This is a genomic window from Dehalobacter sp. 12DCB1, assembly GCF_004343605.1.
In the GTDB taxonomy this organism is placed as follows: Bacteria; Bacillota; Desulfitobacteriia; order Desulfitobacteriales; family Syntrophobotulaceae; genus Dehalobacter.
The window spans coordinates 183,567-197,536 of the sequence record NZ_POSF01000018.1; the positions used below are offsets into that span (position 1 = coordinate 183,567).

Annotated in this window: 10 protein-coding genes and 1 pseudogene; 1 reads left to right on the top strand and 10 read right to left on the bottom strand. The window is 43.6% G+C overall.

All coding sequences use genetic code 11. The features are described 5' to 3' along the window. Window positions 1–93: 93 nt before the first annotated feature. The 4 genes from hcp to fdhD all read right to left on the bottom strand — a co-directional run bounded on the left by hcp (window position 94) and on the right by fdhD (window position 5,501). Window positions 94–1,656: a hydroxylamine reductase gene (gene hcp / locus C1I38_RS11945; RefSeq protein WP_026156193.1), complete on the bottom strand. Its 1,563-nt coding sequence runs from the start codon at window positions 1,654–1,656 to the stop codon at window positions 94–96. 205 nt (window positions 1,657–1,861) lie between these two features. Next, window positions 1,862–3,349, bottom strand: coding sequence for a diguanylate cyclase (locus C1I38_RS11950; protein ID WP_020491051.1), 1,488 nt, complete (start codon window positions 3,347–3,349; stop codon window positions 1,862–1,864). Beyond that, window positions 3,321–4,484 carry an iron-containing alcohol dehydrogenase gene (locus C1I38_RS11955; RefSeq protein ID WP_020491052.1) on the bottom strand — a complete coding sequence of 388 codons (1,164 nt, stop codon included), beginning with the start codon at window positions 4,482–4,484 and terminating at the stop codon, window positions 3,321–3,323. Before C1I38_RS11955 ends, C1I38_RS11950 begins: the two co-directional genes overlap by 29 nt. Before the next feature lie 186 nt (window positions 4,485–4,670). Next, window positions 4,671–5,501 (bottom strand): formate dehydrogenase accessory sulfurtransferase FdhD, encoded by an 831-nt coding sequence (gene fdhD / locus C1I38_RS11960; protein WP_020491053.1) that lies wholly within the window; start codon window positions 5,499–5,501, stop codon window positions 4,671–4,673. A gap of 291 nt (window positions 5,502–5,792) precedes the next feature. Here fdhD and C1I38_RS11965 point away from each other — a divergent pair, with 291 nt between their 5' ends. Then, entirely contained in the window at window positions 5,793–6,224 is a 432-nt protein-coding gene (locus tag C1I38_RS11965) for a ferritin-like domain-containing protein (protein ID WP_083916692.1), read from the top strand. 26 nt (window positions 6,225–6,250) lie between these two features. On the opposite strand, the pseudogene C1I38_RS11970 reads toward C1I38_RS11965, so the two are convergent. The 6 genes and pseudogenes from C1I38_RS11970 to C1I38_RS11995 form a co-directional block, all read right to left on the bottom strand. Next, window positions 6,251–7,689 (bottom strand): annotated as a pseudogene (locus C1I38_RS11970) (amino acid permease). Window positions 7,690–7,802: 113 nt separating this feature from the next. Next, window positions 7,803–9,083, bottom strand: coding sequence for a DUF2284 domain-containing protein (locus C1I38_RS11975; RefSeq protein ID WP_119776520.1), 1,281 nt, complete (start codon window positions 9,081–9,083; stop codon window positions 7,803–7,805). 14 nt (window positions 9,084–9,097) lie between these two features. Then, window positions 9,098–9,463, bottom strand: a complete 366-nt coding sequence (locus tag C1I38_RS14075) for a hypothetical protein (RefSeq protein ID WP_020491058.1) — start codon at window positions 9,461–9,463, stop codon at window positions 9,098–9,100. Then, a complete protein-coding gene (locus C1I38_RS11985; protein ID WP_020491059.1) occupies window positions 9,460–10,020 on the bottom strand; it encodes a UbiX family flavin prenyltransferase in 561 nt (186 codons plus the stop codon). Before C1I38_RS11985 ends, C1I38_RS14075 begins: the two co-directional genes overlap by 4 nt. Before the next feature lie 85 nt (window positions 10,021–10,105). Beyond that, window positions 10,106–11,854, bottom strand: coding sequence for a hydantoinase B/oxoprolinase family protein (locus tag C1I38_RS11990; RefSeq protein WP_119776523.1), 1,749 nt, complete (start codon window positions 11,852–11,854; stop codon window positions 10,106–10,108). A gap of 19 nt (window positions 11,855–11,873) precedes the next feature. Continuing rightward, window positions 11,874–13,943, bottom strand: a complete 2,070-nt coding sequence (locus tag C1I38_RS11995; protein ID WP_119776525.1) for a hydantoinase/oxoprolinase family protein — start codon at window positions 13,941–13,943, stop codon at window positions 11,874–11,876. Between the last annotated feature and the right edge of the window lie 27 nt (window positions 13,944–13,970).

Sequence of the window (13,970 nt, forward strand, 5' to 3'; positions counted from 1 at the left end):
TCATGCTAAATGTGCAAAAAAGGGGCTATTAACACCCAAAATGAAATGCTGCCAACATAGTGCCGGCAGCATTCGGATTGACAGAGAACCCTTTTATTTAGCCAGAATAGCTGCTAAATCATTCTCTGGTGTGGAGATCGGTGTAATATTGAATTTCTCGACCAAAACGTTAAGTACATTGGAAGAGAAAAAAGCGGGAACGGATGGTCCGATATAAATATTCTTTATGCCCAGAGCCAGAAGGGTCAGCAGAATGCAGACCGCTTTTTGTTCATACCAGGAGAGTACCAGTGTTAACGGCAGATCGTTTATGCCGCATTCAAAGGCCTGGGCCAGCGCGACAGCAACCTGAATCGCGGAATAGGCATCGTTGCATTGTCCCATATCCATCAGCCGCGGCAGTCCCCCGATTTCTCCGATATTCAGGTCATTAAAGCGGTATTTGCCACAGGCAAGTGTCAGTACGACCGTATCCATAGGCGTCTGCTTCACAAACTCGGTATAGTAATTTCTGCCGGGCTTTGCGCCATCGCAGCCACCAACCAGGAAGAAATGCTTGATTGCTCCGGCCTTGACGGCATCGATCACTTTATCCGCGACTCCGAGAACAGTATTCCGGGCAAAACCTGTCATCAGCTCATTTCCACCGTTGATTCCTGTCCTGTATTGATCTTCGCTGTAGCCGCCAAGTTCAAGCGCCTGCTTAATCAAGGGCGAGAAGTCCTTGACTTTGGCATCTGGGATATGCTTCATTTCGGGATAACCGACGACGGATGTCGTATAAACCCTGTCAGCGTAACTGGCTTTGGGCGGCATCAGACAGTTCGTCGTAAAGAAGATCGGAGCCGGAATATTGTCAAATTCCTTTTGCTGATTCTGCCAGGCCGTTCCGAAATTGCCCTTCAGATGTGTATATTTTTTGAATTCAGGATAGGCGTGGGCTGGGAGCATTTCACCATGGGTATAAATATTGATTCCTTTTTCTTCTGTCTGCTCCAGCAATTGTTTCAGATCGAGCAGGTCATGGCCGGTGATCACAATGAATGGTCCTTTTTCTATGGTTGTTGTAACTTTGGTTGGCACCGGATGACCATAAGCCGAAGTATTCGCTTCATCGAGCAGCGCCATGCAGGCAAGATTGGTTTTGCCGAATTCCATCAGCAACTCCAGCCATTCATCGACAGAATGATCTTCGCCGACAGCTTTCAATCCTTTATAAAAGCAGGCGGTGACTTGAGGATCCTGCTTGCCTAGAACATACGCATGCCAGGCATATGCCGCCATTCCGCGTATGCCTAACAGCAAAGTCGAACGCAGCGAGACGATGTCCGGATCGCCATGGAACAAAGCTTCAGGTGCAAAATCTTCCGCCCCGCCAAGTTTGTTTTTCTCTTCAGTTACCTTTTGTATGAAGGCATCAAAATCTTGAGGATCAAAATTAACATTGGTCACCGTGGCAAACAGGCTCTGCATCACCAAAGCATCTGTCTCCGGTGCAGTTTTCTGACCGGATGCCGCTCTTGCCAATCCAATCAGGGCACAAGTGAGTTCATCATGCTTATTAGCTACCTCCGGTTTCTTTCCGCAGACCCCTGCGTTCGTGCATCCTTTTCCACCGGCAGTTTGTTCACATTGAAAACAGAACATCTGAGACATAAGAATTTACCTCCCCATATTTTTGTATTGAACCATGGTCTTATTGTCTTTCTAATCATACGTAAAAGATTGCCAGGAATCGGTAACCAAGGTTACAAAAATCTAGATTTGGTATTATTCCAACGCCTCATTGTAAGGATGGAGCTATTAATTGTGGATAATTGTGTGAATATTGTGAATTATTTTCAAAAAAGACCTTATATGGTCAGCCGATATGCTTTTCAAATATCTCTTTGAACAAGAGAACCAAAACCGGATCAAACTGCGTCCTAGAACAAGAAACGATTTCCTTGATTGCTTCGGCGGGAGACAGTGCCTCACGATACGGCCGGTCATTCGTCATCGCATCAAAGGTATCTACGATACTTAAAATTCTGCATTCGATCGGTATCTCCCCTGCTTTCAATCCTAAAGGATAACCCTTGCCGTCCCATCTTTCATGGTGCTTCAAGATCAAGTGTGCGATGCCCTTTAATTCTGAGGATTCAGACGCAATTCTTTCCCCAATCCCGCAATGCGTTTTCATGACCTTCCATTCCTCTTCGTTCAACTTGGAAGGTTTACACAGGATCCTGTCTGGAATTCCGACTTTACCAATATCATGAAATTTAGCAAGCAGCTTGATTCGATCAAGTTTGCTTTGAGGAAGCCCCAGCGCTGTACCCATTTGAGTTGCAAGCTCACCCATCCGTTCTGCATGACCCTCGGTAAAATAATCCTTCGCTTCCAATGCTCTCATCAAGGTCTTAACCAAATCGTTCCGGTTGCTAGATTCCTTTAATAATTTGTTTTGATACATGTTGTTATTTGCTTCCTGAAACATCCAATCCGTATTGACAATACCTGCCTTATGGAAAGAATAGCCCGAAGACAGTGAGATCTTCAATATATCTGTTTGCTCATTGTATTTATGCAGCATTTTATTCATCTGTTCAACCTGCTGCTCAATCTCCCGGCTGGAGAGGCCCTCGACAATTACGCAAAATTCGTCTCCGCCAATACGGGCGATGTACCCGATCAATCTGAAATGGTCAGTAATCATCCGCGCTGCAGATACAATCACTTCATCCCCTTTTTGGTGACCGAACGTATCATTAATGATTTTTAACCCATCAATATCAAAGAGCAAAACAGTAAGCTTTTCAAAGCTCTTTCCATGGAATTCAGCCAGTTTGTTGATTAAACAGTGCCGTTTATATAGCTTTGTCAGGCTTTCTTTTTCCACCATCTCTCTTAACTGCATTTCCATTAGGGTTCTTTCAGTCATATCCCGAACCAGTATTAAGATTTCATTAATCTCTGAGATGTGAATTCGCGATTCAAAATAGTAGTCCCGTCCCTGGTACTTTAGCCTAAAATCACAGGTGACCATCCCCCGTTTCTGAACAACCTGATAAATTGCCTCCTGTAATCTCCAAACAATTTCGTTATTCCTTAAGATCTCTAGTGTTAGAGGATCGTCCTTTTTATTGGAGACGGCAAACGGCGAAATATGCCCATCTGAATCGCTAACCAGCATAATGTCCTGAATCGCGGCCATCAAAGCTTTGTTCCGAATATTAATATGCTCAAGATCCAATAACTTTTCCTGCAGCTCGGGATAGTAATTTTTGCGAATCGAATTTTCCCCGAGACCAATGATGGCTTGCCTTGTTATTTCTTTCTCATTTAAAGCATTGTAATATTCTTTCATAAATTGCTTTAACCTCTTGCTTCGTGAGTTTTTTTGGGTTTGTAACCATGCAGGGATCAATCATTGCATTTTCAACCAGTCTGTTCATCTGATTTTCGTCAATTTGTTCGATTTCTACCGTCGCATTAATCATTAAGTTTTCACGCAGGGATCTGACCCGTTTAAGAATTTTTTCTTTGACATTCAGATCAGAACTAAAATCAGCTAAAATATTCAACTGCTCCGCAATCCTTCGGAAACGGTCAGGTACAGCATCAAAATTAATGTCAATAACATGCTCGAGCAAGATACTGTTGCACTTACCATGCGGTAAATTGAAAAATCCTCCGAGACTGTGGGCCATGGCATGTACAGCACCCAGACTAGCATTGGAAAATGCCAGCCCGGCCTGAAGAGAGCCCAGCATCATCTGATACATTGTATCAATCGTCCGGCCTTTTTGGACTGCGGCTTCAATATTCTCATTTAATAATTTGATCGCTTCCAGAGCGTGAACATCGGTCAGCGGTGACTGCGCATTGGACACATAAGCTTCGATAGCATGCGTCAGCGCATCCATTCCCGTACAGGCAGTCAAATAAGGATCCATGGTCATCAGTGGTACCGGATCAATTAAGGCCAGATCCGGTACAATTTTCTTGCTGATAATAGCTTTCTTGACCATATACAGCGTGTCACAAATAATGGCGAACTGAGATACATCTGCTGCCGTTCCAGCCGTACTCGGGATACAAATCAGCGGCGGTCCCGGCAAATTGACTTCATCGACACCTTCATAATCTAGAATATTTCCGCCGTTGGCTACCAGTATGCTGATGCACTTCGCACAATCCATGACGCTACCGCCGCCGATAGCAATAATGAGATCACAATCCTGATCCAAAAAGGTTTTGCTCCCCAACATCGCTTCATAGTCTTTGGGATTTTCAGTAACGTCATCAAAAACAACATAGGGGACTTTGATGGCCTCAAGGGTTTCCGTATACCAATTCTGATTACAAATCCTATTGTCCGTAACAATCATCGGTTTTTTCGTTCCAAAATGAGAGATATACCGGCCAACTAATCGTCTTGCATCAAGGCCGGTAATGATTTCAGGTGTGACAAATTTCCTTAGTTCCATCTTTTCAGACATCCGTACCACCTGCCCTATATTTATTTTCAAAAAGAGTTTCTCAAATTAGAACAATTCAACTATTTTTACCTTATCAGAAAATTTCAATAATTTAAACATTCTGTCATTTCAAAAGATTTGTATACTATTTCTACATAAGTTAAGAAATTCCTACTATTCGACAAATTTTTTCAAAATATGCGGGCATTAGATTTGGCTGTCGGAGGTGTCAGTCAGCCTTTCCGGACAGGCATAAACAGTGCCTTTGCCTCCTCTGACATAGCCGAGAAGTGTAATGTTATATTCCCGGGCAAGTCTGATGGTCGCTGTAGTGGGTGTCGATTTGGAAACTACCACGGGTGCTCCAAGTCTGATCATTTTCATAAGCATTTCCGAAGTAAGCCTGCCGCTGATAAAAACCACGCCATTTGCGGCAAGTTCCATCTTGTTTGCCTTCATCAAAATTCCCGTAATTTTATCAAGACAGTTGTGCCTGCCAATGTCTTCATTCAGGACTTCAAATCCCTCAGTGTGAAAAAAGACACTGTGGACACCTCCAATCGTATGATGGATTTCAGACTGTTCGATGAACTTATCCATGATCGTCAGGATATTTTCTGCGGAAAAGGTGGATTTATTCATGTTGACGGCATACTGCGTCTTTTTCAGCGGATTAATGTAGGTATAACACTTGCCGCAGCCGGAAGTGATACTTCTCAAGCTTTCACGTCTGTCAATGACCATCCCTTCTCTAAGTTCAATCAGCACTGCCAGCATTTTCTCATTGTATTCGATGCTTTTGATATCTTCATAAGAACCAATGACACCCTCATTATACAAAAAACCCAGGGCCAACTCCTCGTGGTGCCGGTTTAGACAGAGAACTGAAACAAGCTCCTGTCCATTGACTATCATTTTAAGAGACACTTCGGCGATGACCTTTCTCACCGCTTCTTTCATCACAATGACATCATTTTCTCTTTGGATCTCTACTACATCAAATTCTTCGTAGACGATTCCTTCGTCAGCAGCATTCATTTTTTACCCTCCAAGCAGCAATATTGTATTTGTATCTTCCAGCAGTATCAGAGTTAGTTTGATCTGCAGTGATTTCCTGGCTGGAAACCCCACCCTATTTTACCACTAAAATAAGATTTACTGAAATTAATGGAGCATTTATCTGTAGTTCAATAAGAGATAACTCTGGTCGTATATTTGCATGACATTTTATCAATAATAGAATAGACTTATGAAAGACTTCTTTAAGTACAAGCATCAAGACATTGAGGCAGTCAGGTGGTGGAATGAAATCTGGATACTGACGGAATCATTGCAAAGCTTAACTGGTTTTACAGCCTTGAATTGAACCAAGTTGATCTTTATATGGCCCAAAGTAAAATGGTCAATGATATCTATATCAGCAAAGTATTAGAACGATCATCTTATATTGAACAGCAGCATGTCGATAATATTGCTGCCCAAATACGAAAATACGGCAGCGAACCGACCATTTTTGGGGATATTGTTTCCCCGCTCCTGGGAAAGACTGCCGGGAATATTACTGCTGCGTTTGGAATAGTCCCCCTGCTAAAAGCCGATATTCTTCTGGAGAAAAAAGCAATGAGTGATTATAAAGACTTGATCTTAAAAGTCGGAAAAGATCATGCGTTGTTTTCTGTCCTGTGGGCCAATCTAATTGATGAAGATCTGCACACGGCCTGGTTTTCAAATAAAGTTCAGGAATTAGAGGCTTGCCGTTAAATTTTTTTAGACAGGATTCACTAGGATCATTCTGGCTTTCTGTCTGCCTGAGAATCCACTTTTTCTATTAACTCTCTGGAGAGTTCTACGGACAATTTCGTTTTACAAGTATTATTGTTTAATCGTTTATTATTAGCTGTATTAGCGCTATTTGTTTGTAATTTATTGATCCGGGTTAGAAACATATAGAGGATATAGAACACAGCAATCATGATGATCCCTGCAATAAGACCTGTTCTCTGCCCGGAGATAAATGGCATACTTAGGATAATCATGATCAGACTCAGAAAAACAATCCAGGTAGAATAGGGGTATAGAGGCATCTGACACTTGCCTGATGGCGGACACCCATATTTTTTTCGAAAACGCAGATGAGTCGCCATAATTGCCGTATACGTAAATAGCAAAGCAAACCCACCGGAGCTTATCAAAAATAAGTACACACTTGGGAGCAAAAGACCAATGCCTAATCCTGCAAGCATCGCTAACCCAGAAATCAGTATTCCCCGATGCGGGACATTTCCCCGATCCTTTAACCACCTGGGTGCCTGGCCTTCTTCGGCAAGAGACCGCATCATTCTGCCCAGACCAAACATCGCTGCCAACATTGTAGATAGTATCGCTGTTATAAGTACAAAATTAATGACGTTGCCCGCCCAGCCGATTCCCCATCTATCAAGCGCAGCTACCATGGGACTAAATTTTTCACTCAGACTGGAGGTGGGGATTAACGGAAGCAGCACAGCAATAGAGACAATATAAAAGCCTACCAGAATTAATACTGTGTGGGAAATTGCTTTGGGAATTGTTTTTGCTGGATTGTCGGCTTCCGAAGCAGCTAGTCCGATGATTTCAAAACCTGCATAGGAAAATATGACAATAAGCATACTCCCTGCTATCCCTTTAATTCCCGCCGGCATCAAAGGTTCCCTGACTAATTCTCCGGCACCTATTTGGGAGACAGTCGGAAATAATCCCAGAATCAAAAGTAAGGCGATGATAATAAACGAAGCCAGGGCTAGCAATTTTACAGCAGCCAGACCGCTCTCCAGCTTGCTTAATTTATCAGCTCCCAGTAAATTTAACAGCGTGATACTCACAATGATGAAGCTTCCCAATCCGGCTATGGAGATATTGGGGACCCATTCCCGCACCAGAATGGATACAGCAGTGGCCTCACTGGACATCGCCAAAACCAACCCACAACAAAACCGGTTCCGTTGCCGAAGGCTTGAGCTGCAAAGGTACGAAAGGAACCTACATCCGGATTCGCAACCGTCATTTCGGACAAGGCAAAAAGGACAAAATAAACAAGTACTCCGCCCAGAATAAAGGAAATGATAATTGAAGGTCCTGCAGCATTGATAGCTACTGATGAGCCCAGAAAAAAAGAACCCCCGATGACTGTTCCCAAAGCCATCATGGTAAGCTGCCAGACAGATAATCCCTTATGCTTTTTCTTCATCATTGTATTCTCCATTCAGGTTTGTGATTTCCATTATTATTTCTAAAAATCACAAAACCATTCTGTTTGGAGAGAACAATGATTATAGCAACGATAAACTGTTTGTGTATTCATTACTCCAGAAGCAACAGTCCAAAGTATTTGACAAATTCCCGTTTATCTTTCAAGGTTCGCATTGTAAAGCCTTGCTTAGAAACGGTAGCGAAGACATCCATGCCAGCGCTCTCCATTGAGGGGCGCGTAGCTGTACACTTCTTGGGTGGTTCTGGTGGCTTGCACTCGCTGCAAATATGGCAGGGCCCTGCCCAAAAAGAGAATGCTTTATAGAATCCATGTTTAAAAGCTAATTTCTCTGCATTCAGCATTAGTTTTTGAAAATCCCTTGTCGGCGGTTGGCCTTCAATCAGAAAAGCTTTAGTATAGCCGTCTAATTTCACCCTTGTTTCCTCGTGGGAAGGGCTATTTGGCGGACAGCATTTTTCCCCATAGCTGGAGCATCCGTAGCGGCAATGATCTTTTGCCCAGTGGGCCGTAACCACATCCTGAGGATTGATCATCGTGATGGACTGAATAGGCAGTCTTTTTAATCTTGCGTAAATTTGCGCTTCTTTTGTTATGGCCAGTTCATTTAATTTGTGCCTATTCTTGGATGCAAAAATCACCGAAATATCACCGGTGAGGGGTAATAAAGGCGTTTGATGCATCTGCTTCTTCTCAAAAAATTCAGAGATATCTTTAGCCGAAAGGATGTTCGCCGAAAGCATGGAACTGTCTTTTTGAAGAAGGTAATTTTCATATAGGTTAATAGCAGTATATAAAGAATATTCTTCAGAATACCGGCCCATGACAGCAATCACTGTGTCATCGTTGATGGTTTCCGCGTGTTTTTCATAATTTGCGCCTGTGATAATCAGATCATAGGGCAATTGATCATTAAAAGAAATCTCGATACATTGTTTCATCATAAACTTTTGAATTGGCAGAGAAAGAACATCAGGAGTAAAGCTATCAAGGAAGACATTCCCCCTAAAATATTCTAACATGGACGTAAGTCTTTCAGCGATAAAGATGCCGCTGATTTCACCGTTTTTTAAAGCGTCCAGGCTAAAAAAAGGGCTTGTTGACGTAAGGTATTTAGCACTGACGGGGGCATTGCACAGATAGCCTTCTTTCCTAATGATTAAACCCATTTTGTCTAAAACGTCGAGGAAAAGAAACGTTCCTTTCTCATCGAGATGGAGACAATTGGTCAGATCACTGAAAGATTTTCCTTCTTCAATTGCGGTAAAAATATCGCATGCCATCGCCTTCTGAAGAATCGCTGCTGTTTGCTGTTTCGCTTTGACCTGCAATATAAAATCATAGTCATTGTTTTGATAATCAATTTTGTTCATGCCGGTCTCATCCTTTAATTTGTTTTGCTATCAGTTCTCTTTGCATAGTTCTCTTTCAAATACGCAACGACTTTTTGGATCCCTTGTCGATGATTTTGCAGCACGATTTCAATTTCTTCTTTAGCAAGATTGTCTTGATGAAATCCTGCAGATACTAAGCAAATGCAGTTAAAAAGCTTGGAAACTTCCTGTGCCAGCGGCTCGGCCAGGGCGTCATCACAATGACCTTCTGCCGTATAGGTCGTAACCGTACCGCAGTTTCCGACCGCTGCGCTGCCGATATGCGGTTTTCCTCCGGTAATGGTAATCAGAATGTCCTTGCCGATGATGGATAGTTCGTAAGATAGGGCGAGCTTTTCTTGGCCGATATTTATTTTCATGAGTCGCTTCTCCATCTTTCATAGAGATCATGTGGAATTTTCAACAAATCCAACACCTTACCGACGCTTTGATTCACGATATCGTCAATGGTTTCAGGGCGATGGTAGAAGGCCGGCATAGGGGGGACGAGTATTCCGCCTGCTTCCGTTACAGACATCATATTTTTCAGATGAATTGAAGAGAGCGGCGTTTCTCTTACCATTAACAAAAGGGGATGACGTTCTTTTAAGGCAACATCAGAAGCACGCACAATGAGGTTGTCGCTATAGCCATTGGCAATTGCCGACAGTGTCTTCATGCTGCAAGGTGCGATAATGGTTGCGTCAATCCCGTAAGAACCGCTGGCAACAGCTGCAGCTAAGTCGTTATGGTCGTACACCGTATCTGCTAAAGCCTGGACATAATTCAACGTATAATCTGTTTCAAGGGAGAGTGTCTCTTTGGCCCACTCGCTCATGATCAGAGAAACGCGATGTTCTGTTTCTTTCAGAACCTCCAATAAACGTACACCGTAGATCACCCCGGTTGCCCCTGTCATGGCTAAAAGAATTTTCATTTTTTTCATTCCTTATTTCATTCGTCATTCTTTATTATCGTATTCTGTATTACCTAGTTCTCTATTACCGTATTTTGATTACACATTAATTCTTACACAATTTTTTACCGTTTCTCAATTGTTTCGTTTTATCATGATCAATTCCTTCTTTTGTGATAACAACGCCATAAAGATCTGCGGCCGTTTTGATTGTAATGATCTCATCCAAGACATCATCGTATACTTTTTTGGCAGGGCGGTCTAAGGGATCACCCCACCCGCCGCCACCGCTGGAGTTCAGAATGACCTGATCGCCTTTGGAAACACATCTAGGGCCTTCTTTACTCTCCATGATAACCGGTTTTCCCCTATGAAGAAAAACACCTTTGTTTAAGCTCCCTTCATGTCCTCCGTTCAAACCATAGGGTGCAAATTTCATCCCGTCACCAAAATTCACGATATGGCTGCCTTCATCGTACAGTTCAAACGCGTACCGCATTCCCGCGCCGCCCCGGTATTCGCCGGCACCTGCAGTATCCGTTTCCATTTCATGATAACATGTGATGTGGGGATATTGGATTTCGTTGGATTCAATATTAGGCGTTCTAACCCCTCCGAAATTGGACATGGCCGACATGTAGGATTTTCCGTCACTTCCTTTCATGGCGCCGCCGCTCCCGGTCGAGCAGAAAGAAAATCCCACATAATAGCGGTTATTTCTAGGATCCGTACCGTAATAGGAAGGTCCCGCATAACGTGCATATCCTGCAGGAACCTTACCGGGGACTGCTTGACCCAAGGCTTGAAAAACGGTACCGATAATTTCGCTCGCCGGAGTTAACGTACAAAGCGTTACAGGCGCCGGTTCATAGGGATTCACCAAAGAACCTTTGGGCAAATGGACATCGATGCAGCGGAATGCGCCGCCGTTTCTTGGAATATCAGAGCCTAAAAACCAAAGAACTGCAATGCCCGAAGCAGTTGTCGCAGTGACAACAGAGGTATTGATAAAACCTTTAACCTGTTTATCTGTACCTTCAAAATCTACCAGAAGACGGTCTCCTTCTATTTTCACGGCAATTTCAATTTTGACGGGTTCATCTTGAAAACCATCATCATCGATGTATTCGGTCGCACGGTAAATGCCGTCAGGCACCTCTCTAATCCGCTTCCTCGTCAGCATTTCGGTTTGCTCCAGGGTTTCAGTCATTGCTTTATTGACGACAGCGGGCGTATACGCTTCCACTATCTCCAGGATGCGCTTAACGGCAACTTTATTGGCACCGATTTGAGCGAGAAGGTCGCTTTTCAGCATGTTCGGATTCCGGGTATTGATGAGGATCATGTCTAAAACTTCAATAATAAATTCATTGTTGCACATCAATCTTGTTGGGGGGATGCGGATTCCTTCCTGGAATATCTCGGTCGCTTTAGGATTATAGCTCCCGGCAGTAGATCCGCCGATATCCCCGTGGTGAGCGCGGCTGACACAGAAGAACATCAAGCTTTCCTTAAAAAAAACAGGCGTAATAATCCCGATGTCCGGCAGATGATTCCCCCCGTCATAGGGGTCGTTGATGATAAAAACATCCCCATTTTTAATAGTATCCTGATATTTTCTTAAAACAGCTTTGACGCTGAAAGAACCTGCCGTTGCTAAAATCGGAATACCGCTTAACTGAGAAACCAACTCTCCGTCTTTATCACAGATACAGCAGGCAAAGTCGCAGGCTTCGGCAAAAATCGGAGAATGGGCGGAATGCTCCAAAGCGAGTCCCATTTCTTTGGTGATACTGTCGAGACGATTCGCGATGACCGTGCGATTAATAAGTTCTTCCGTATTTGTCCTTGTCATACTTGCGCACCTTCTTTTGTTAATGTCCGACTTTGGTTAATGTTAGAATACCATTTCTAATCGTTTTACCAACAAATCCAGCGGAAATCAAAACGGTGGTGTAGTCAAAATTGATCAAAGCGGGACCGGTGATATTTTTCGTGCCATCATCGAGAAAATCACCGGCATGATAAACGGGGACAGAAATTTCACCTGCTTGCCCGAACGGTTCTCCTGCCACGATTCTTTCCGTTAAGGGAAGTTTGTTTTCAGCAAACGGGAAGAGTATGTTTTCCTTTTCTGTTTCCATACAAGCAAGATGGATATTAATGATTTCCCATTCCTTGTCCCTTTCGGCATATTCATAGATACTTTCATGGGTGTTATTAAAGGCTATGTCTAGAGCATCCCTGCGCTCACGCGTAAAAGTCCCTTGCCAGGGTACCGATATTTCATGATGCTGTCCGATATAGCGCATTTCAAGAGTAAGGCAGAAATCCTGTTGTTTTTCCGGTACACCCAAACGGATGAGTTCAGCTTTTCCTTCTTCTTTCATATCCTTGATCACAGTATTGATTTTTTGGGGATTCCATTGCCCCCTTTCCATAAAGAAACTTATGGTGAAATCACTGCGACGCGATGCACCTAACATGCCCCAGGCACAAAAGACCGGTCCGGTAACGGGAAACAAAACTTCATTCATATGGAGAGCATCCATCATATTTGCAGCAAACAGAGAAAAGGCTCCCCCTGCACCTATTAACCTGTATTTTCTGGGGTCATTGCCTTTCTGGACCGTGACAAGACGTACCGCATCGGCCATCATCTCTACCGCAATTTGGTAAATGATATTGGCACCTTCCTTCACCGCAACATTTAACGCTTTCGCAATTTTATCATCAATCGCTTTTTCAGCCAGTTTTTTATTTAAGCGCATGCTGCCGCCCAGAAAGTTTTCTTCATCAATCAGACCGAGAACAACCAAAGCATCCGTAACGGTGGGTTCGGTTCCGCCAAAACCGTAGCAAGCAGGGCCTGGAACTGATCCGGCAGAGTCCGGACCCACCAGGATTCTTCCACTTTCATCGACATGAGCAATACTGCCGCCGCCCGCGCCAATCGAAGTGATATCAATGGTCGGAATCGCTAAGGGATACCCAGCAATTTCAGATTGGGGAATCAACCGATTTTCAATATCCGCCACATGCACATCAAAACTAGTCCCCCCCATGTCCGCCAAAACAGTATAGGAATTTTTCATCATTTTTCCCATGGCTTCGTTACCGCAGGCACCGCCGGCCGGTCCTGAAAGAAGGGTTTTGACAGCGAATCTTGCCATGGCATCCGTATCACTTAAACCACCGCTGTTCATCATCATATTAATGGGCTTATCCCAACCAAATTGCGCTAGTTCCCTTTTAATGATATTGAGATAATCTGCCAGAACCGGTGTCAGATAAGCATTGAGGACGGTAGTGGATGTTCTTTCATATTCCCTGATTTTCGGCGCTACTTCCGACGACAATGATACGAAAACTCCAGGGAGTTCTTCCTGAATGATTTCAGCCGTTCTTTTTTCATGTTCCGGATTCAAAAATGAAAAAAGGTAGCAGACAGCAATACTCTGCACGCCGTATTCTTTACATTTCCTGCAAGCAAATCTTACAGCGTTTTCATCCAATTCTTTGATGATATCGCCTTTATAGTCCATTCTCTGTGTTATTCCTAACCGCAGTCTGCGGGGAACCAAAACTTCCGGCATTTCCGCTTGGAGATCCCATTGATTTTCCAATTGAGAACGGCGTATTTCCAGAGCGTCACGGAATCCCTCCGTGGTGAAAAGCGCGGTAACGGCACCTTTTTTCTCTAAAAGGGCGTTCAAAGCTAAGGTGGTACCATGAATGATTTGTTCCGTTTCCGCAAGGAGTGGTTCTAAATCCGTATGCCAGGCAGCTGCCAATTTTTTTAATCCGGCGATAATCCCCCGCGCAGGATTTTTATGATCAGTTGGATTTTTTACAAAGATCATTTTGTTTTTACCGTTTTGAAACGTCCCTACCGCGGTGTAGTCGGTGAAAGTACCTCCTGTATCAATGGCAATTTTAATCATACGCTCATCCCTTAATCGGTATATTTA

Coding starts and splice junctions, on each gene's coding strand:
- C1I38_RS11985 (WP_020491059.1), bottom strand. CDS start 10,020: ATGAAAATTCTTTTAGCCATGACAGGGGCAACCGGGGTGATCTACGGT.
- C1I38_RS11975 (WP_119776520.1), bottom strand. CDS start 9,083: ATGAACAAAATTGATTATCAAAACAATGACTATGATTTTATATTGCAG.
- C1I38_RS11950 (WP_020491051.1), bottom strand. CDS start 3,349: ATGAAAGAATATTACAATGCTTTAAATGAGAAAGAAATAACAAGGCAA.
- C1I38_RS14075 (WP_020491058.1), bottom strand. CDS start 9,463: ATGAAAATAAATATCGGCCAAGAAAAGCTCGCCCTATCTTACGAACTA.
- hcp (WP_026156193.1), bottom strand. CDS start 1,656: ATGTCTCAGATGTTCTGTTTTCAATGTGAACAAACTGCCGGTGGAAAA.
- fdhD (WP_020491053.1), bottom strand. CDS start 5,501: ATGAATGCTGCTGACGAAGGAATCGTCTACGAAGAATTTGATGTAGTA.
- C1I38_RS11955 (WP_020491052.1), bottom strand. CDS start 4,484: ATGTCTGAAAAGATGGAACTAAGGAAATTTGTCACACCTGAAATCATT.
- C1I38_RS11990 (WP_119776523.1), bottom strand. CDS start 11,854: ATGACAAGGACAAATACGGAAGAACTTATTAATCGCACGGTCATCGCG.
- C1I38_RS11995 (WP_119776525.1), bottom strand. CDS start 13,943: ATGATTAAAATTGCCATTGATACAGGAGGTACTTTCACCGACTACACC.